This window comes from Rhizobium sp. WYCCWR 11146 (assembly GCF_013591995.1).
Taxonomy (GTDB): Bacteria; Pseudomonadota; Alphaproteobacteria; order Rhizobiales; family Rhizobiaceae; genus Rhizobium; species Rhizobium indicum.
The window spans coordinates 399,479-419,432 of sequence record NZ_JACCEY010000016.1 but is presented as its reverse complement, the minus strand read 5'-3'; the positions used below and the strand labels follow the sequence as shown (position 1 = coordinate 419,432).

Here is a 19,954-nt window from a genome sequence, read left to right as displayed (position 1 = left end):
ACACTGAAAACCCGAAGGAGAACAACAGTGATCTCTAACATTTCTCGACTTCTGTCGCTTTCTACTGCGATGATCATGGCTTCGACCGCGATTGCCGCCGCCGAGCCGAGCGCTGAACTTATCGCCGCCGCCAAAAAGGAAGGCAGCCTGACGACGATCGCTCTGCCGCACAGCTGGTGCGGCTATGGCGACGTCATTGCCGGCTTCAAGGCCAAGTACGGCATCGAGGTCAACGAACTGAACCCGGATGCAAGTTCGGGCGACGAAATCGAAGCCATCAAGGCCAACAAGGGCAACACCGGCCCGCAGGCTCCTGACGTCATCGACGTCGGCCTCTCTTTCGGCCCGTCCGCCAAGAAAGACGGCCTGATCCAGCCTTATAAGGTCTCCACCTGGGATTCCATTCCGGATACCGCCAAGGATGCTGAAGGCTACTGGTACGGCGACTATTACGGCGTTCTCGCGCTCCTGGTGAACAAGGATCTCGTCAAGGAATCGCCGACTGACTGGGCCGACCTGAAGAAGAGCGACTATGCAAACAGCGTCGCCCTCGCAGGCGATCCGCGCAGCGCCAACCAGGCTGTCCAGGGCGTCTATGCCGCTGGTCTTTCCGCATCCGGCGGCGACGCGGCCAAGGCAGGCGAGGAAGGCCTGAAGTTCTTCGCCGAACTGAACAAGAGCGGCAATTTCGTGCCGGTCGTCGGCAAGGCTGCTCCCTTCGCGCAGGGCTCCACGCCGATCGTCATCGCCTGGGACTATAACGCCCTCTCCTGGGGCGAAGGCCTGAAGGGCAATCCTCCGTTCGAGGTCGTCGTTCCGAAGACCGGCGTCGTTGCCGGCGTCTACGTCCAGGCTATCTCAGCCTTCGCTCCGCACCCGAACGCTGCCAAGCTCTGGATGGAATACCTCTACTCCGACGAAGGTCAGCTCGGCTGGCTGAAGGGCTATTGCCACCCGATCCGGTTCAACGATCTTGCCAAGAACAACAAGATCCCGAAGGAACTGCTCGATAAGCTGCCGCCAGCAGCAGCCTATGAAAAGGCTGTCTTCCCGACGCTGGAAGAGCAGGCCGCCGGCAAGGAAACCATTACCAAGAACTGGGATTCCGTCGTCGGCGCCAACGTTCAGTAACTTTGATCCTGCCTCCCCGCCGCAAGGCGGGGAGGTTTTCTCACTCCGACGCCCCAGGATGAGCTTTTCCATGAGCACCGTTTCAACGCCGATGGCGAGCAGTGCCCCCTTGATCAACAAAGACCGCGTGATCGACTGGCTGGGCATCGCACCCTTCATTATATTCTCCCTGCTGTTCCTGATCATGCCCACGCTTTATCTCGTGGTGGGCGCGTTCCTGACGCCCGAGGGCGATTTCACGCTGAAGAATATCGGCGATCTTTTTACGCCATCGATCATGAGCGCTTACTGGATCAGTATCCGTATCTCGGTCGCCTCCGCCCTCGGCGGCGCGTTGATCGGCTTTTTCCTTGCCTGGGCCGTCGTGCTCGGCGGCCTGCCCGCCTCCGTGCGCTCGACGCTGCTGACCTTCTCCGGCGTCGCCTCGAATTTCGCCGGCGTGCCGCTCGCCTTCGCCTTCCTCGCAACGCTCGGCCGCACCGGCCTTGTGACGATCCTCCTGCGCGAATGGTTCGGCTTCAATCTCTACGGCACCGGCTTCAACCTGCTGTCCTTCTTCGGCCTCACCATCACCTACATGTATTTCCAGATCCCGCTGATGGTGCTGATTCTGACGCCGGCCCTCGACGGCATGAAGAAGGAATGGCGCGAAGCCTCGCAGATTCTTGGCGCCACCAACCGCCAGTACTGGACGATGGTCGCGCTGCCGATCCTTTGGCCGAGCCTTCTCGGCACGACGCTGCTGCTCTTCGCCAACGCTTTCGGCGCCATTGCCACCGCTTTCGCGCTGACCGGCAGCTCGCTGAACATCGTGCCGATCCTGCTCTATGCGCAGATCCGCGGCGACGTTCTGCACAATGCCAACCTCGGTTACGCCATCGCGCTCGGCATGATCGTCATCACCGGCGTCTCCAACGTCCTTTACCTCATGCTGCGCATGCGCGCCGAACGGTGGCAGAAATGAAAGCTCAACGTCTCGGAGCCTGGATCGCCATCATTCTCGGCGCGTCCTACTTTATCATCCCGTTGATCGGCACAATCGAGTTTTCATTACGCATGCGCCGTGGCGAATACAGCCTCGATGCTTATGAGTCGGTATTCTCCGACATTCAGTTCCGGGAGACCTTCGGCTATTCGATGCTGATGGCGTTGCTCACCATCGTCTTCGGCATGCTGCTCGTCGTGCCGACGGCCTATTGGGTGCGGCTGCGGCTGCCGCAGATGCGTCCGGTCGTCGAATTCATCACGTTGCTGCCGCTTGTCATTCCGGCGATCGTCATCGTCTTCGGATACCTCAGGATGTATAATTCTTCGTCCTACCTGCCGCTGACGGGTTCGACGACCGGCACCAATATCCTGCTGGTCTTCTCCTATATCACCCTGTCCCTGCCCTATATGTACCGCGCAGTCGATACCGCCATGCGCGCCATCGACGTCCGCACGCTGACAGAAGCGGCCGAAAGCCTCGGCGCCCGATGGACGACCATCATGTTCAAATGCATTTTCCCCAACGTCATGAGCGGCGTGCTCTCAGGCGCTTTCATCACGCTCGCGATCGTCATGGGCGAATTCACCTTTGCCGCACTTCTGAACCGTCCGGCCTTCGGTCCCTACCTGCAGCTCGTTGGCGCCAACAAGGCCTATGAGCCTTCGGCGCTTGCCGTCATCGCCTTCTCGATCACCTGGCTCAGCATGGGCCTGCTCAACATCGTTTCCCGCGTCGGCAAAGCCCGCCCGGCAAAGGCTTAAGGTATCTGGCTCATGTCTTTTCTCACGCTGAACAACATTCAAAAATCCTTCGGCCCGGTTCAGGTCGTCAAGAACTTCAACATGAACATCGAGAAGGGTGAGTTCGTCTCCTTCCTCGGGCCGTCGGGCTGCGGCAAGACGACCGTTCTGCGCATGATCGCCGGCTTCGAAACGCCAACCGGCGGCACGCTGACCATCAACGGCAAGGACCAAAGCGCGCTGAAGCCGAACCAGCGCAATATCGGCATGGTGTTCCAGGCCTACGCGCTCTTCCCCAACATGACGGTACACGACAATGTCGCCTTCGGTCTCAAGGTCGCCGGCGCCCCAAAACCTGAGATCGACGCCCGCGTCAAGGAAATGCTCGGCCTGATCAAGCTCGATCACCTGGCCGACCGCTTCCCCTATCAACTGTCGGGCGGCCAGCAGCAGCGAGTCGCCCTTGCCCGTGCGCTCGCCGTAAAGCCGCAAGTGTTGCTGCTCGACGAGCCGCTCTCCGCACTCGACGCCAAGATCCGCGTGTCGCTGCGCGAGGAAATCCGCCAGATCCAGCAGCAGCTCGGCATCACCACGGTCTTCGTCACCCATGATCAGGAAGAAGCCCTTTCGATCTCCGACCGCATCGTCGTCATGAATGCCGGCAAGGCCGACCAGATCGGTTCGCCTTTCGAGATCTACAATACGCCGGCAACGCGCTTCGTCGCCTCCTTCGTCGGCACGCTGAACCTGATCGAAGCCAAGGTCGTCGATCCCGACAGCAACCGCATCCAGATCGGTGATCAGGGCATAACGCTGAAGCAGTCGGTCGCCGCTCACAAGGCTGGCGAAACCATCTCGCTGGCGCTGCGCCCGGAAGCGGGCTCGCTCTCTGACAGCGTCAAGAGCGACACGGCGCTGACCGGCCAGGTCGTTTCGGCCCACTTCCTGGGGTCGGTCATCCGCACCCGCATGAATGTCGGAGGCAACGTCATCTCCTTCGACATGTTCAACAGCCCGGGCACCACCCCGCCGCAGGCAGGCGAAACGGTAACCCTGCGCTTCATGGCAGCCGACCTGCTCATCATCCGCGACTGATTTCGCCAATACCGCTGAGACAAAAGGCGCCGCAAAACGGCGCTTTTTTTCATTTCAGCTCGTTCGAGCCGTCAGCAATCGTGATGCAGCCATCACCAGAAAGCACTTGAACTCCCCCAGCTCGATGTCAGAAGTTGAGCAAACCAAATCAGCCGGGCAGCCTTCCGCCCAGCATCTTACCTGATGGGATATTTCAATGATTACCTGCCACCTGCGTTATGTGATCGATCCCTACAAGCTAGCCGAATTCGAAGAATATGCCCGGCTCTGGATTCCGATCGTCAACAGGATGGGTGGCACCCATCACGGTTATTTCCTGCCGTCCGAAGGCGCCAACAACATTGCCGTTGCCTTGTTTTCCTTCCCGAGCCTTGCCGCCTACGAGGACTATCGCACGCGCATGGCCAGCGATCCGGAATGTCAGGCCGCTTTCGAGCTCGACAAACGCAACCGCAGTATCGTCAGCTATGAACGCAGCTTCATGCGGCCCGTGCTCGGTTGAGCGAACCATGCACGACGGGAAATGAAAAAGCCCCGCGAGGCTGGCTGGCGGGGCTTTTTTCGTTCTGTCATGCGCTTAGCGGATCGCCTGGTCGTCGACATCGAAACGATGCACGTGCGCCTGGTCCGGCGTCGCATGGACGATCTCGTCCGGCTCGTACTGATGCTCGCCAAACAGGCGCGCCGTCAACAGGCCGCACTGGTCGGATTCCAGATAGATGATCGTGTCCGCGCCGAGATGCTCGACATGCACGACCTTCGCAGCCCAAGTCCCCTGTTCGCGCGATAACGTCACGTGTTCGGGACGCACGCCGATCGTCTTGGCGCTATGATCGCCGACCTTCTCGGCCGCGATGAAATTCATCTGCGGCGAGCCTATGAAGCCGGCAACGAAAACATTGGCCGGTCGTTTGTAGAGTTCCATCGGCGAACCGATCTGCTCGATCGCCCCGGCATTCAGGACAACGATCTTGTCGGCAAGCGTCATCGCCTCGACCTGGTCGTGGGTGACATAGATCATCGTTGCCTTCAGGCTGCGGTGCAGCCGGGCGATTTCGAGGCGGGTCTGGACGCGCAGCGCCGCATCTAGGTTCGACAGCGGCTCATCGAACAGGAAGAGTTCCGGTTCGCGCACGATGGCGCGGCCGATGGCGACGCGCTGGCGCTGGCCGCCGGAGAGTTCGGCCGGCCGGCGCGCGAGATAGGGTTCCAGCGAGAGCATGCCGGACGCCTTGCCGACACGCCTTTCGATCTCATCCTTGGCGGTGCCGGCCTGCTTGAGCCCGAGCCCCATATTGTCCTTGACCGTCAGATGCGGATAAAGCGCGTAGGACTGAAACACCATGGCGATGCCGCGCTTGGCCGGCGGCGTCAGCGTCTCATCGCGGCCGTTGATGACGACGGCGCCCGAGGTAACGTCTTCGAGGCCTGCAATGCTGCGCAGCAGCGTCGATTTCCCGCAGCCCGACGGCCCGACGAAGATGACGAATTCGCCGTCCTTGACCTCGAGGTCGATGCCTTTCAGCACTTCATGCGTGCCATAGGTCTTGCGGATGGATTTGAGTTGAAGCGATCCCACTGTCTTTCCCTTACAATCTGACCGGTTGGCCGGTACGCACGCTCTCGTCGGCGGCAAGGCAGATGCGCAGCGACGCCACCGCATCCGCCATATGGCGGTCGAGGTCCAGATCCTCGCGGATCGCCCTCAGCATGAAGGCCTGTTCCAGGTCGCAGAGCGCCTGATGGCCAGGTTCGCCTTCCATCGTCATGTCCTGGTCGGGCCGGATGAACTTGCCGTCAGGCCCGGTCTCTGCCGTATGCAGCCGGATCACCGAGGTCTTGGTGTGCGTGTCTATATCGTCGGACTTGGCGTTCGGATCCATGACGATCGACACCGCGCCCTTCGGCGACATCACATCCTTCACGAAGAAGGCGGTTTCCGAAATCATCGGACCCCAGCCGGCTTCGTACCAGCCGACGGAACCATCCTCGAACAGCACCTGCAGGTGACCGTAATTATACATGTCGGCAGCGATCTCGTCGGACATGCGCAGCCCCATGCCGCGCACCTCGACGGCCCTCGCGTCAGTGATCTGGCACATGACGTCGACATAATGCACACCGCAATCGACAATCGGCGAGGTGGTGCGCATCAGCGACTTATGCGTCGCCCAGGTCGGGCCGCTGGACTGCTGGTTGAGGTTCATGCGGAAGACGTAAGGCGGGCCGAGCTTGCGCGCCTCTTCGATCAGCTTCATCCAGGAAGGATGATGGCGAAGGATATAGCCGATCACCAGCTTGCGCCCCGCCTTCCCAGCTGCCGCGACGACGCGCTCGGCATCGGCGACGGTGGTTGCCAGCGGCTTTTCCACGAAGACATCGCAGCCGGCCTCGAAGGCAGCGACCGCATAATCGGCATGGCTGTCGGAATAGGTGTTGATGGAGCAGAGGTCCGGCTTCAGCTCGGCCAGCGCCGTCATGAAGTCGGGATGGATCGTATAGCCCTGCAGCTCAGGTTCCAATTGCGGCGTCGAGCGGTTGACGAGACCGACGATCTCAAAGCCGGGATTGTTGTGATAGGCGAGCGCATGGCTGCGGCCCATATTGCCGAGGCCGGCAACGAGGACGCGGATCGGTTTTTCAGTCACTTGACGGCTCCTGACGTGATGCCGCGGATCAGCTGCCGCGAGAAGATGACGTAGAGGACGAGGATCGGCAGGATCGCCAGCGACAGCGCCGCCAACACCGCGTTCCAGTTGGTGACGAACTGGCCGATGAAGATCTGCGAGCCGAGCGTGACCGTCTTGGTGGCCTCGGAGGGCGCCAGGATCAACGGGAACCAGAGGTCGTTCCAGATCGGGATCATCGTGAAGACGGCGACCGTCGCCATGGCCGGGCGCACCAGCGGCAGCACCAGGCGGAAGAAGATCGCATATTCGGAAAGCCCGTCGATGCGCCCGGCATTCTTCAGATCGTCCGAAACCGTGCGCATGAACTCCGACAGGATGAAGATCGCCAGCGGTATGCCCTGCGCAGTATAGACCAGGATCAGCGCCGTCAGCGTATTGACGAGGCCGGCCGCCACCATGCCCTGCAGGATCGCCACCGTGCCGAGACGGATCGGGATCATGATGCCGATCGCCATGTAGAGGCCCAGCAGCATATTGCCGCGGAAGCGATACTCCGAGAGCGCGAACGCCGCCATGGCGCCGAAGAGCAGCACCAGCAGGATCGAGACGATCGTGACGATGAAGCTGTTCTGGAAATAGGTGGCGAAATCGCCCTGCCCCAACACCGTCTGATAGCCGACGAGGCTGAAGGTCGATGGTGTCGGGATCATCAGCGGCTCGCGGAAGATCGAGGCGCGATCCTTGAACGAGTTGATGATGGTCAGAAACACCGGAAACAGCGCGACCAGCGTATAGGCGCTCAACGCCAGGTGCACGAGGCCGGTGCGGATGGGAGATGTGCGTGCCTTGGACATGCGCGCTCCTCAGAATTGATAGCGACGCATGCGCCGCTGGATGACGAAGAGATAAAGCGAGACGCCGGCGAGGATGATGAGGAACATCACTGTGGCGATCGTCGCCCCCATCGAGCGGTCGCCGAGCTGAAGCTGGAAACCGAAGAAGGTGCGGTAGAGCAGCGTCCCGAGAATGTCGGTCGACATGTTAGGCCCAGCAAGCGCCCCCTGCACGGTGTAGATCAGGTCGAAGGCGTTGAAATTGCCGACGAAGGTCAGGATCGAGATGATGCCGATCGCCGGCAGGATGAGCGGCAGCTTGATCTTCCAGAATTGCGCCCAGCCGGTGATGCCGTCGCATTCGGCCGCCTCAATCACCTCCTCGGGGATGCTCAGAAGGGCCGCATAGATCAGCATCATCGGAATGCCGATATATTGCCAGTTGGAGATCAGTGACACTGCGATCAGCGCCGGGCCGGACTGGCCGAGCCAGGGCGCGAACAGGAATTTCAAGCCGATGAGATCGAGCATCCAGGGCGCCACGCCCCAGATCGGCGAAAGGATGAGCTTCCAGATGAAACCGACGATGACGAAGGACAAGAGCGTCGGCAGGAACATCGCCGTGCGGTAGAAGGCAACGCCGCGCAGCTTCGGCACCGAAAGCAGGGCGGCTAGCGCCACGCCGATCGGGTTCTGCACGCACATGTGGATGGCAAAGAAGATCAGGTTGTTGACGAGCGCATTCCAGAAATCGCGCGCCCAGCGCGCATCGCCAAACAGCACCTTGAAATTTGCCAGTCCGACGAAGGCCGGCTGCCCGTCGACCGTATTGTAGAGCGAGAGCCTCAGGGTTTCGATGAGCGGCAGCACCATGACGGCGGAATAGATGATCAGGGCCGGCAGCATAAAGACGAAAATATGCCAGCGCACCGGGCGCTTGATCGGGACGATATCGGCCGCGTTGTCGGTTTCGCTCATGGCTTTTGCCTGTTCTTGTCGACTGGCTGCAACGGCAGCACAGGTGGAAAACGTTGCGCCTCACCCTAACTCTCTGCCACCTGGGAAGAGAGGGAACACGCCCTGCTAAGATGCCATATCGGGCTGGGAGGTCGCTGCGAGTCTCCTTCTCCCCGCGAGCGGGGAGAAGGTGGCCGGCAGGCCGGATGAGGGGCAGCAAAAGCCGCCCCTGATCACATCACTTGGCCGGCTTGTACCAGCTGTCGAGGCCCTTCTGGAGCTTCTCGGCAGCAACCGCCGGCGTATCCGTGCCGTTGATCACATTGGCCGATTCGACCCAGGTCTCGTTTTCGAGGTTCGGCGTGCCGCGCGACAGGATCTGATAGGTCGAGCGCACCGTCGACTTGTACGGGCCGCGCCAGGAGACGAATTCCTGAGCGAGCGGATCGGACATCTTGACCGGGTTAGAGTTCAGGCTGAAGAAGCCCGGCAGCGCGTTGGCGTAGATATCGGCGAACTCAGGCGAAGCGACCCAGCTGAGGAACTTCTTGGCTTCCTCGGCATGCGTGCTCTTGGTGTTCAGAGCGACACCGATATCCGGATGGTCGGAGATGTAGCCCGTGTCGCCGGCCTTCGGAACCGGCGGCGGGAAGGCGCCCATCTTGAACTGCGCCTGGCTGTTGAACAGCGAGATTTCCCACGAGCCGGCCGGATAGATCGCGGCACGACCGAGCGTGAACAGGTTCTGGCTGTCCGAATAGGTCTGGGCTTCGAAGCCGTCGCCGAGATAGGGCTTCCACTTGGCAAGCTCTTCATAGGGCTTGACCCAGTCGGCATCCGTCAGCTTCTGCTTGCCGGCGATCAGGGCGGCGCGGCCATCCTCACCCTTCCAGTAGTTCGGGCCGATATTCTGGTAGCCCATGGTAGCGGCTTCCCAGAGGTCCTTCGTGCCCATGGCGAGCGGAATGTAGGTGCCGTCGGCCTTGATCTTGTCGAGCGCTGCGTAGAACTCGTCCTGGGTCTTCGGCACAGAGATGCCGAGCTTGTCGAAGGCATCCTTGTTGTAGATGAAGCCGTGGATGACAGAAGCCATCGGCACGCAGAAGGTCGACTTGCCGTCGTCGGTGCTCCAGGCGGCCTTGGCGACCGGCGAGAAGTTCTCCATGCCAGGCAGGCTGGTGATGTCAGTGAGCTGCTTCTTGTTGAAGAGTTCGAGCGAGGCATCGAACGGACGGCAGGTGATGATATCGCCTGCGGAGCCTGCATCGAGCTTGGCATTCAGCGAGGCGTTGTATTCGGTCGGCGCGGTCGGTGAGAAAACGATCTTGATGCCCGGGTTCTTGGCTTCGAAAGCCGGGATGATCTTTTCCTGCCAGATCTGCAGGTCGTCGTTACGCCAGCTTTCGACCGTCAGCGTGACGTCGGCGGCATGGACGAGGCCCGCTGAACTCAGCAGACTGGAGGCAAGCAGCAAGCTTTTCAGAGCAGTGTTTTTCATTTCCCTCTCCTGTTTTAAGCGCCGTTAGGCGCTGTTTTCGATCTGAAACAAGCAATTGGCGTGTTTGAGGTAACACCCAATGCCCCTTGGAGGACCGCCAGCAATGCCGGTCCCGAAAGCTCGACGGACACGAAGGCGGATCGCCTGCGGCCGGACTGCGCGCCTTCCCGGTGGCTGCACCGGGGCGGCGAAATGATGGGGAAAGCCGATGGACGCCTGAATTCGCCACCAGCTGATAGACCGGCGGGTCGTCATCTCGATCACCTTCGAAGCGGTTCCGGCTTGGCTTAACTGCCGATTTTCGCGGGCCTCGAAGTGCTGTTCCCTTTTGCCGAATTAATGCCAAAAAAATACCAATTGTCCAGACTAATTTAACTTTTCGGCCTGATAAAATTCATTAAAAAATTTAATCAAGCAAAATCAATAAGATAAAAAGATTGATTTTCTTCCTCATTCCCACTTGGTAAATGGTATTTTTTTGGTATTGTATTAAAAAACATGGGGAACGGCATATTCGGAGGCCCGATGACGGAGCTTGCAATCGGCATAGACGGCGGCGGAACGAGCTGCCGGGCCGCAGTCGCGGATAGGAACGGCAATGTCATCGGCCGCGGCAAAGCCGGCCCTGCCAACATCCTGTCGGATCTGGAAAACTCTCTTCTCAACATCATCGAATCCGCGCGGCAGGCGCTAGGCGATGCCGGGCTTTCTGCTGAAACCCTTTCCTCTGTCGCAGCCGTCGTCGGCGTCGCCGGGGCGAATGTCGGCGATTACGGCAGGCGAATCGAAAAGGCCCTGCCCTTTGCCGAAGGCCGCGTCGTCACCGATGCACTGATCGCCCTGCAGGGCGCGCTCGGCGATGCCGACGGCATCGTTGGCGCCTTCGGAACAGGCTCCGTCTATAATGCCCGCAAGGGCGGCCGGCTGAACGGCATCGGCGGCTGGGGTTCCGTTGTTGGCGACCAGGCAAGCGGCGCCCGCCTCGGCCGCGACCTCCTGGAAAGATCGCTGCTCGCCCACGACAGAGTGCGCCCGGCATCGCCGATCACCGAAGCGGTCATGACCGAATATGGCAACGATCCCGAGCACATCGTCGAATACGCGCACTCGGCAAGACCGAAGGACTTTGCCCGCTACGCACCGATCGTCTTCGAACATGCGGCCAAGGGCGATGCTATCGCGGTCGGCATCGTCACGGATGCGGCAACGGCGATCGGCGAAAGCCTCGACGCGCTGCTCTGGTCCGAATGCCCGTCGATCTGCCTGCTCGGAGGTCTTGCCGAAGCTTATGAACCCTGGCTTTCCGAACGCTACAGGCCGCTGCTCGCCAGACCGAAGAACGATGCCTTGCACGGCGCGGTGGAACTTGCGGTGAAGCTCTTGAACGACAGGCAGAGAGGTGCGGCATGAGCGACGACCTCGCTACCATCCTATCCCTGGAGCGCTTGCAGGCCGCCGGCACCGGCCCGCTCTACGTCAAGCTGCGCCGCATGCTCGAAGAGGCCGTGCGCACCGGCACGCTCGGCCACGGCGATGCGCTGCCGCCGGAACGCGACATCGCCGAATTCGCCGCCGTCAGCCGCGTCACCGTGCGAAAGGCGATCGACGAACTTGTCGCCGATGGCCTGCTGGTGCGCCGCCACGGCTCGGGCACCTTCGTCGCCAAGCCGGTCTCCAAGGTCGAGCAACGCCTGTCGCAGCTCACCTCCTTTACTGAGGATATGGCGCGCCGCGGCATGTCCTCCCGCTCCGAATGGCTGCACAAGGGCATCCACACCCCCTCGCCCGACGAGATGATGATCCTTGGCCTCGGCACCGACGTCAAGGTTTCGCGCCTTTCCCGCCTGCGCATCGCCGACGACCAGCCGCTGGCGATCGAGAATGCCAGCGTCTCCGGCGAATTCCTGCCCGATCCGTCGGCCGTCACCAATTCGCTCTATGCCGAACTCGAACGCCTCCAGGTCCGCCCGGTGCGCGCAGTGCAGCGCATCTCGGCCACCAACATGAAGGAAGCCGACGCCCAGCTTCTCGGTGTCTCCGTCGGTGCGGCCGGCCTGTCGATCGAGCGCATTTCCTATCTCGGCTCCGGCCGCGCCGTCGAATTCACCCGCTCACTCTATCGCGGCGACGCCTATGATTTCGTCGCGGAGCTGACGATCGCGGTGACTTGACCGCAAAGCCGACATCACCGGTTCAACAGAAAAATCTTCTTGATTTTCAAAAGCATGAAGCCGGAAAGTGAATCACTTTCCGGCTTCCTCGTTTCTTGAATCACTTTATCAGCGGACGACGCCAAGCGGCCGCTTACGCCGCATCCTCGATCTCGGTTTCGGTCTTGCGCGGCACGTAGTTCAGCACCGGCCCGAGCCAACGCTCGACTTCGGAAACCGCCATATCCTTGCGGGCCGCATAATCCTCCACCTGATCGCGCTCCACCTTGGCGACGCCGAAATAATAGGAGTCGGGATGGCCGATATAGAGGCCGGAGACCGAGGAACCCGGCCACATCGCATAACTCTCCGTCAGCTTCACGCCGGCGGCTTTTTCAGCATCGAGCAGCTTGAAGAGCGTTGCCTTTTCCGTGTGATCGGGCTGGGCGGGATAACCGGGTGCCGGGCGGATGCCGGCATAGGCTTCGGTGATGAGATCCTCCTTGCTGAGCGTCTCGTCCTTCGCATAGCCCCAGTATTCGCGCCGCACCTGCTCATGCATACGTTCGGCGAAGGCTTCGGCGAAGCGGTCGGCCAGCGCCTTGACGAGGATCGAGGAATAATCGTCGTTCGCCCGCGCGAAACGTTCGGCGATGGCGATTTCCTCGATACCGGCCGTCACCACGAAGCCGCCGACATAATCCTGCACACCGCTTGAGACCGGCGCCACGAAATCGGAAAGCGCCACATTCGGCCGCCCGTCTCGCTTGGAAAGCTGCTGGCGCAGCGTGTAGAAGGTGGCGAGTTCTTGGCTGCGGCTCTCGTCGGTGAACAGGCGAATGTCGTCGCCGACAGCGCCTGCCGGCCAGAAGCCGATGACGGCGCGCGGGCGGAACCACTTCTCGTCGATGATCTTCTTCAGCATCGCCTGCGCATCGGCCCAGAGCGCACGCGCTGCCTCGCCCTGCTTCTCGTCTTCGAGAATGGCAGGATATCGGCCGCGCAACTCCCAGGTCTGGAAGAACGGCGTCCAGTCGATGTATTTGGCAAGCTCGGCCAGATCGTAATCCTCGAACACTCGCGTGCCGAAGAATTGCGGCTTCACCGGCTGGTGGGCGGACCAGTCGATCTTGTGGGCATTCTCGCGCGCCCGGGGCAACGGCAGGCGCACCTTCTCGGCCTCGCTGCGTGCATGGGCGGCCGCCACCTTGGCATATTCGGCGCGGATATCGTCGACATAGCCCTTGCGTGTCTCCGGCGACAGCAGCGCCGAGACGACGCCGACGGCGCGGCTCGCATCGGTGACATAGACCGTCTGCCCCTTGTTGTAACCAGGGTGGATCTTCACGGCCGTATGCACGCGGCTGGTCGTCGCCCCGCCGATCAACAGTGGAATCTCGAAGCCCTGGCGCTCCATCTCGGCGGCGACATGCGCCATCTCGTCGAGCGACGGCGTGATCAGGCCGGAAAGGCCGATGATGTCGACCTTTTCGGCAATGGCCGTTTCGAGGATCTTCGTCGCCGGCACCATGACGCCGAGGTCGACGATCTCGTAATTGTTGCAGGCAAGCACGACGCCGACGATGTTCTTGCCGATATCGTGCACATCGCCCTTGACCGTCGCCATCAGGATCTTGCCGGCCGACCGGCGCTGGTCGCCGCCGTTGAGGCGCTTTTCCTCTTCCATGTAGGGCAGCAGCACGGCCACCGCCTGCTTCATCACGCGCGCCGACTTGACCACCTGCGGCAGAAACATCTTGCCCGAGCCGAACAGGTCACCGACGACATTCATACCGGCCATCAGCGGTCCTTCGATGACGTGCAGCGGCCGCGCGGCCTGCTGGCGCGCCTCCTCGGTATCGGCCTCGATATATTCGGTGATGCCGTTGACCAGCGCATGCTCGAGACGTTTCTCGACGCTCCATTCGCGCCAGGAAAGATCCTGGACACGACCTTCGCGTGCCGCGCCGCCACGGAATTTCTCCGCCACTTCGAGCAGCCGCTCGGTACCATCAGGACGACGGTTCAGCACCACGTCCTCGCAGGCCTCGCGCAGCTCGGGATCGATGTTGTCGTAGACGGCAAGCTGGCCGGCATTGACGATGCCCATGTCCATGCCCGCCTGGATGGCGTGGTAGAGGAACACGGCGTGCATCGCCTCGCGCACCGGCTCGTTGCCGCGGAACGAGAAGGACAGGTTCGAGACGCCGCCCGAAATATGCACCAGCGGCATGCGCTCGCGGATCGTCCGCGTCGCCTCGATAAAGTCGACGCCGTAATTATTGTGCTCTTCGATGCCGGTCGCGACCGCGAAGATGTTCGGGTCGAAAATGATGTCCTCGGGCGGGTAGCCGATCTTTTCTGTCAGCAGCTTGTAGGCGCGCGTGCAGATATCCACCTTGCGCTCGTAGCTGTCCGCCTGCCCCGTCTCATCGAAGGCCATGACGACGACGGCAGCGCCGTAATTGTGCAGCAGCCGCGCCTGGGCGAGGAAATTCTCTTCGCCTTCCTTCAGCGAGATCGAGTTGACGATCGGCTTGCCCTGGACGCGCTTCAGGCCGGATTCGATGATCGAGAACTTCGACGAGTCGATCATGACAGGCACACGCGCGATGTCGGGCTCAGCGGCGATCAGGTTGAGGAACTCGACCATCGCCTTTTCGGAATCGATCAGACCTTCGTCCATGTTGATGTCGATCACCTGCGCACCGTTCTCGACCTGGTCACGGGCGACATCGAGCGCTGCGGTGAAATCGGCGTTGGTGATCAGTTTGCGGAAGCGGGCGGAGCCGGTGACGTTGGTGCGCTCGCCGACATTGACGAAGGGAATGTCCTTGGTCAGTTCGAAGGGTTCGAGGCCCGACAGCGACATGAAGGGGCGATGCTCGGGGATCGGCCGCGGCTTGTACTTGGCAACGGTCTCGGCGATCGCCTTGATATGCTCGGGCGTCGAGCCACAGCAGCCGCCGACGATATTGACGAGGCCCTCGCGGGCGAAGCCGTCGATCTGCGCCGCCATCAGCTCCGGCGTTTCGTCATACTGGCCGAACTCGTTCGGCAGGCCGGCATTCGGATAGGCGCAGATGAAGGTGTCGGCAACACCCGAAAGCTCCTGCAGGTGCGGGCGCATCGCGTTGGCGCCGAGCGCACAGTTGAGCCCGATCGTGAAGGGATTGGCATGGCGCACCGAATTCCAGAAGGCCGACGGCGTCTGGCCGGACAGCGTGCGGCCGGAAAGATCGGTGATCGTGCCCGAGATCATCACAGGCAGGCGCACGCCCTTGGCCTCGAAGCGCTCCTCGCAGGCGAAGATCGCAGCCTTGGCGTTCAGCGTGTCGAAGATCGTCTCGATGAGGATGATGTCGGCGCCACCGTCGATCAGCCCGTCGATCTGCTCGCCATAGGCGGAACGCAGATCGTCGAAGGTCACGGCGCGAAAACCGGGATTGTTGACGTCGGGCGAGATCGAGGCGGTGCGGTTGGTCGGCCCGATGGCGCCGGCGACGAAGCGGCGGCGGCCATCCTCACGCTCGGCGCGCTGTGCTGCCCGGCGCACGATCTCGGCACCTTCCTTGTTCAGGTCGTAGACCGCACCTTCCATCTCGTAATCGGCCTGCGCGATGCGGGTCGAGGAGAAGGTGTTGGTCTCGAGAATATCGGCGCCGGCCTTGGCGTATCTGTAATGGATCTCTTCGATCGCGTCCGGCTGGGTCAGGATCAGAAGGTCGTTATTGCCCTTCTGGTGACAGGCGCAGCCCATGAAGCGCGTTCCGCGGAACTGGTCTTCATCATAGCCAAGCCCCTGGATCTGCGTGCCCATGGCGCCGTCGAGAACAAGGATGCGTTCGCTCGCGGCTTGTCTCAAAGCTGCGAAAACTTCACTGCCGTCACGCTTGCCCGTTTCCGGACCAAAGAGATTGTCAAACACGGGAAGGCTCCTTGACGTCATAAGACCAGATAGTCCAAATCACATAAAGATATCTTTATGTCAATATATGCCTATCGATTTCGTGCTTTGCAAATCTCGCCGGATGACAGACTCGCACGACGCCTATATAGGCGTTTACAACGCTTTGTGCACGAAATCGGAGGAGCATCATGGCACCCGCAACCGGCAACGCCGTGCTTGGAAACTGGACGACCCGCGCCTATCACCGCGGCTGGCTGCTGACCCAAGCGAATGGTCTCTTCGATTTTTTCCAGCACAATTCGGTCAACCCCAAGGGCGGCTTCTACGATCTCGACGACGAAGGCGGGCCTCTCGACGCCGATGGCCAGGTTCGCGGCATCCATATCGCCGCGCGCGCCGTGCATTGCTTCTCGATCGGCGCTTTGCTCGGCCGTCCCGGAGCCTCCGACGTCGTCGACCACGGCATGGACTATATCTGGAACCATCATCGCGACCGGAAAAATGGCGGCTATTTCTGGTCGCTCAACAATGATGGTCCCGCTGATTCCAACAAGCAGGGCTATGGCCATGCTTTCGTGCTGCTCGCCGCCTCATCCGCAAAGACGATCGGTCATCCGCTTGCCGACGGCATGCTCGCCGATATCACCGAGATCCTCAACACGAAGTTCTGGGAGGCGAAACACGGCGCGATTGCCGAGGAATTCACGGCCGGCTGGCAGCCGCTCGATGGCGGCACCTATCGTGGCCAGAACTCCAACATGCACCTGACCGAAGCGCTGATGGCGGCCTTCGAGGCGACAGGCGACAGGGAATATCTGACCAAGGCCGAAAGCATCGCCGATCTCGTCATCCGCCGCGTCGCCGGTTCGGTCGACTGGCGCGTCGCCGAGCATTTCGACGCCGAATGGAATCTCGACAAGAATTACTATCACCCGAACGAAATGTTCCGCCCGGCCGGCACAACGCCCGGCCACTGGCTGGAATGGACCCGCCTCATCCTGCAGCTCTGGGCGCTCGGCGGCAAGCGGATCGAATGGATGCCGGATGCGGCGAAGGCGCTGTTTGCGCAATCCATGGCGCTCGGCTGGGACAACGACAAGGGCGGCTTCTTCTATACGCTTGATTGGGACGACAAGCCCGCCAAGCGCAACAAGCTCTGGTGGCCAGCCTGCGAAGGTGCGGCTGCCGCGCATTTCCTCAACGAGCACCTGCCGAGCGATTTCCATGAGGAGAGCTACCGCAAAATCTGGAATGTGATCGAACGCGCCTTCATCGACCACAAGAACGGCGGCTGGCACGAGGAGCTGACCGAAGATCTCGTTCCCTCGCACTCGCTGTTTCCCGGCAAGGGCGATATCTATCACGCCCTGCAGGCCTGCCTCATCCCGCTCTTCCCGGCCACGGGCAGCCTGACGAAAGGCATCACTGAGGCTGGCGGCAAGCTCTGAGGCCGGGGATCAGTAGCCCGGCGCCGGCAGCTCGGCGCTCGGGTTCCGCTGGAACCATTCGACATCCTCGTTGATGCGGTCGAGATCGTCCTGCACGTCGCGCTGGTCGCGGCGGATGTCGTGCAGGTCGTCCTCCAGATCCTCGATCCGCCGGCGCAGTTCCGACCGGTCACCGTCCTTGGCATCCCTCAGCTTGTCGGAGAGCTCGTCGATGCTGGTCTCCTTGAAACTGTAGTCGTTCTGCATCGAGCTGAGGCGCGTCTGCAGCTCGTGCTGCTTGCTGCCGAGACCGAAGCCGCGCAGGAAACCGGGCGCGGTCTCGGGTGGGCAGACATTGGCATAGCCGCTACCTGCCTGGCCGCGCGCAAGCCCGCTAAGCGGCGTGCAATAGCGCACGAGACCTGCCTGATACCCCTGAAACCAAATCGTCTGATCGGGCACGATCTTGACCCGCTCGCAGGATTTCGCATGTGCGGCGAAGCGCTGTTGCGGCTCGTGGCCCGCCGCGCCGTCGCTCTCGCCGATCACCCGCCAGTCTGCAGCGACGCATTCCTCCTTGGACAGCGTGTTGCAGGAGGCAAGGAAAAGGCCGAAGCCGATGGTGGCGGCAAGCGCAAGAAACAAGCGGATCATGGCGTCCCGGGTAGGATGAGGAGTGCGATGCCGCAGCTTAGCCGCAGGATAAGCCCACGTCACCGGAGCGGCGACGCGATTTTGCAGTTTTCATGGCTTTTTTCTGTCAAAATTACGGCGGAAGAGACCGCATCAAAGCGGCGGGGCGAGCCGCAGCGTATCTAGATCCTTGGCAAGCATCAGCGCCAGCGCCTCGACGGCGAGATTGTGGTCGTCACGCTGCGGCAGTCCTGAGACGGTGACGGCACCGATGCAGCCGGTACCCTTGAGATTGATTGGGAAACTGCCGCCATGCGGCGCATAGTCGGCGCCATCAAGCCCGTTATCCTCGACCGTCTTGCCATCCTTCTGCAGCTTCAGGCCGGAGGCATAGCTGCTGCGGAAATAACGCAGCACCATGTTGCGCTTGCGGCGGACCCAGTTGACGTTGTCGGGTGTCACACCCGGGAGTGCCGCATAAAAAACGGGCATCGAATGCAGGGTCACGTCGATCGCGATGCCGAGGCCGCGCTCGGTGGCGAGTTCCTGCAGGAGCTTGCCGAGCTGCCATGCCGTCGTCAGGTCGAAGGCGTCGAAGCTCAGCGCTTTCTCCTGCTCCGCGATCCGGCTGAGATCGTTCTCGATTGTCATGATGGGCGCCCTCTCCTGCAATGATTTGCTGCAGACCATTCTCATCAGAAGAGAAAAAGTAAAGCAAAACTTAGGTCTACCCCTGATGTCAGAGCTTCGGCGTCAGCATCTCGAAACGGTCGCGGATGGTGGCGCAGGTATCGCCGCCGAGCCTCGCAATGGCATCGACCGCGGCCGGATCGACGTGCAGCCGTTCAGGATCGACCACCCCGTCGCGGTAATGCGCGTAAACGATCTCGCCCATGACGATCTGCCGCGAACGGCCGAGCTCCAGCGTCACGTGCCGCTTGCATTCGAAGGCGGCCGGCGCCTCGGCGATGAAGGGCGAGGCCACCTTCTCACCCGGCATCGCCGTCAGGCCGGCTTCCTTCAACTCGTCGACGCCGCGCGGATATTTGGCACCGCAGACATGCATCGCCTCGGCGATCGCCAAGGAGACGATATTGACCGTGAACACTTCGGTCATGCGGATATTGTGGCCAGTGTCCTTGAACGACATGTCGGCATTGTTCTCGACCCCGATCGCAAGGATCGGCGGATCGGCCGAAAGGCAATTGAAGAAACTGAAGGGTGCGGCGTTGATCCGGCCATTCTCGTCGACCGTCGTCACCAGCGCGATCGGGCGCGGAATGATCGTGCCGATCATCAGCTTGTAGCGTTCGCGCTCGGTGAGCTGTTTGAAATCGAAAGAGACGGACATCGGTTCAACCGTCCTTCAGGACCGGCGAGAAACCGCTCATCGCCCCGGTGAAGGGTTTCGGCAGCGGCGACGCGTAAGAGCCGCGCTTGCTGGTGGAAAGCCCGAGCGACACCAGCGCTTCGGCCTGCTTGACGGCGGCCGCGACGCCATCGACGACAGGCACGCCGTAGATCTCCTGCAGCTCGTGCGCCAGATCGGTCATGCCGGCGCAGCCGAGCACGATCGCCTCGGCGCCGTCTTCTAAAAGCGCCCGCTCGATCTCGGCCCTGAGCTTGCCGATCGCGCCCGAGGCCGCATCTTCGAGCTCCAGCACGGGGATGTCGGAGGCGCGCACCTTGGCGCGGTCGCCCATGCCGTAGCGTCGCACCAGATTGTCGATCAGCACCCGCGAGCGCTCCAGTGTCGTCACCACGGTGAAGCGCTGTGCCAGGAAGCCCGCCGTCACCACGGCGGATTCGCAAAGCCCGAGGATCGGGACATCGGCAAAGGTTCGCGCCGCTTCGAGCCCGGTATCGTCGAAACAGGCGATAACAGCCGCATCATAACCTGCCGGCTGCCGGTCCCTGAGTTCGGCGAGCAGACCAGGGATCGCTAAGGCCCCGTCGTAATGC

At 61.4% G+C, this 19,954-nt stretch carries 18 protein-coding genes; 8 read left to right on the top strand and 10 right to left on the bottom strand.

Annotation, left to right across the window (positions count from 1 at the left end; all coding sequences use genetic code 11):
* Positions 1-27: 27 nt before the first annotated feature.
* The 5 genes from HX899_RS12060 (at position 28) to HX899_RS12040 (ending at position 4,456) form a co-directional block, all read left to right on the top strand.
* Positions 28-1,131, top strand: a complete 1,104-nt coding sequence (locus HX899_RS12060; RefSeq protein WP_138330485.1) for an ABC transporter substrate-binding protein — start codon at positions 28-30, stop codon at positions 1,129-1,131.
* A 70-nt stretch (positions 1,132-1,201) separates the two neighbouring features.
* On the top strand, positions 1,202-2,095 hold the full coding sequence (locus HX899_RS12055; RefSeq protein ID WP_181292557.1) for an ABC transporter permease subunit: 894 nt from the start codon (positions 1,202-1,204) through the stop codon (positions 2,093-2,095).
* Entirely contained in the window at positions 2,092-2,880 is a 789-nt protein-coding gene (locus tag HX899_RS12050; RefSeq protein ID WP_026158775.1) for an ABC transporter permease, read from the top strand. The genes HX899_RS12055 and HX899_RS12050 overlap by 4 nt, the downstream gene beginning before the upstream one ends.
* A 12-nt stretch (positions 2,881-2,892) precedes the next feature.
* Entirely contained in the window at positions 2,893-3,954 is a 1,062-nt protein-coding gene (locus tag HX899_RS12045) for an ABC transporter ATP-binding protein (RefSeq protein ID WP_164026608.1), read from the top strand.
* Positions 3,955-4,150: 196 nt separating this feature from the next.
* Complete coding sequence (locus HX899_RS12040; protein WP_012758329.1) at positions 4,151-4,456, top strand: NIPSNAP family protein; 306 nt, start codon at positions 4,151-4,153, stop codon at positions 4,454-4,456.
* A 75-nt stretch (positions 4,457-4,531) separates the two neighbouring features.
* On the opposite strand, the gene HX899_RS12035 is transcribed toward HX899_RS12040, so the two are convergent.
* From HX899_RS12035 to HX899_RS12015, 5 genes are all read right to left on the bottom strand, one after another.
* Positions 4,532-5,533, bottom strand: coding sequence for an ABC transporter ATP-binding protein (locus HX899_RS12035; protein WP_181292556.1), 1,002 nt, complete (start codon positions 5,531-5,533; stop codon positions 4,532-4,534).
* 10 nt (positions 5,534-5,543) lie between these two features.
* Complete coding sequence (locus HX899_RS12030) at positions 5,544-6,602, bottom strand: Gfo/Idh/MocA family protein (protein ID WP_181292555.1); 1,059 nt, start codon at positions 6,600-6,602, stop codon at positions 5,544-5,546.
* Positions 6,599-7,438 (bottom strand): carbohydrate ABC transporter permease, encoded by an 840-nt coding sequence (locus tag HX899_RS12025; RefSeq protein ID WP_138330479.1) that lies wholly within the window; start codon positions 7,436-7,438, stop codon positions 6,599-6,601. Before HX899_RS12025 ends, HX899_RS12030 begins: the two co-directional genes overlap by 4 nt.
* Positions 7,439-7,447: 9 nt before the next feature.
* Positions 7,448-8,395 carry a carbohydrate ABC transporter permease gene (locus HX899_RS12020; protein ID WP_138330478.1) on the bottom strand — a complete coding sequence of 316 codons (948 nt, stop codon included), beginning with the start codon at positions 8,393-8,395 and terminating at the stop codon, positions 7,448-7,450.
* A gap of 217 nt (positions 8,396-8,612) precedes the next feature.
* Positions 8,613-9,872: an ABC transporter substrate-binding protein gene (locus HX899_RS12015; protein WP_128438203.1), complete on the bottom strand. Its 1,260-nt coding sequence runs from the start codon at positions 9,870-9,872 to the stop codon at positions 8,613-8,615.
* A gap of 525 nt (positions 9,873-10,397) precedes the next feature.
* Here HX899_RS12015 and HX899_RS12010 point away from each other — a divergent pair.
* Positions 10,398-11,282: an N-acetylglucosamine kinase gene (locus tag HX899_RS12010; RefSeq protein WP_181292554.1), complete on the top strand. Its 885-nt coding sequence runs from the start codon at positions 10,398-10,400 to the stop codon at positions 11,280-11,282.
* Positions 11,279-12,043, top strand: coding sequence for a GntR family transcriptional regulator (locus HX899_RS12005; RefSeq protein WP_011652849.1), 765 nt, complete (start codon positions 11,279-11,281; stop codon positions 12,041-12,043). Before HX899_RS12010 ends, HX899_RS12005 begins: the two co-directional genes overlap by 4 nt.
* Before the next feature lie 133 nt (positions 12,044-12,176).
* Here HX899_RS12005 and metH read toward each other — a convergent pair whose 3' ends face one another.
* Positions 12,177-15,950, bottom strand: coding sequence for a methionine synthase (metH, locus tag HX899_RS12000; RefSeq protein ID WP_181292553.1), 3,774 nt, complete (start codon positions 15,948-15,950; stop codon positions 12,177-12,179).
* Positions 15,951-16,120: 170 nt separating this feature from the next.
* On the opposite strand from metH, the gene HX899_RS11995 reads away from it, so the two are divergent.
* On the top strand, positions 16,121-17,380 hold the full coding sequence (locus HX899_RS11995; RefSeq protein ID WP_181292552.1) for an AGE family epimerase/isomerase: 1,260 nt from the start codon (positions 16,121-16,123) through the stop codon (positions 17,378-17,380).
* A gap of 9 nt (positions 17,381-17,389) precedes the next feature.
* On the opposite strand, the gene HX899_RS11990 is transcribed toward HX899_RS11995, so the two are convergent.
* The 4 genes from HX899_RS11990 to HX899_RS11975 all read right to left on the bottom strand — a co-directional run.
* Positions 17,390-18,013, bottom strand: a complete 624-nt coding sequence (locus tag HX899_RS11990; protein ID WP_138330474.1) for a DUF2799 domain-containing protein — start codon at positions 18,011-18,013, stop codon at positions 17,390-17,392.
* A 132-nt stretch (positions 18,014-18,145) separates the two neighbouring features.
* Positions 18,146-18,643: a heme-degrading domain-containing protein gene (locus HX899_RS11985; RefSeq protein WP_138330473.1), complete on the bottom strand. Its 498-nt coding sequence runs from the start codon at positions 18,641-18,643 to the stop codon at positions 18,146-18,148.
* Positions 18,644-18,731: 88 nt separating this feature from the next.
* Complete coding sequence (locus HX899_RS11980; protein WP_181292551.1) at positions 18,732-19,343, bottom strand: flavin reductase family protein; 612 nt, start codon at positions 19,341-19,343, stop codon at positions 18,732-18,734.
* Positions 19,344-19,347: 4 nt separating this feature from the next.
* Positions 19,348-19,954: aspartate/glutamate racemase family protein (locus HX899_RS11975; RefSeq protein ID WP_246697093.1), on the bottom strand; the 607-nt coding region annotated here is incomplete at its 5' end.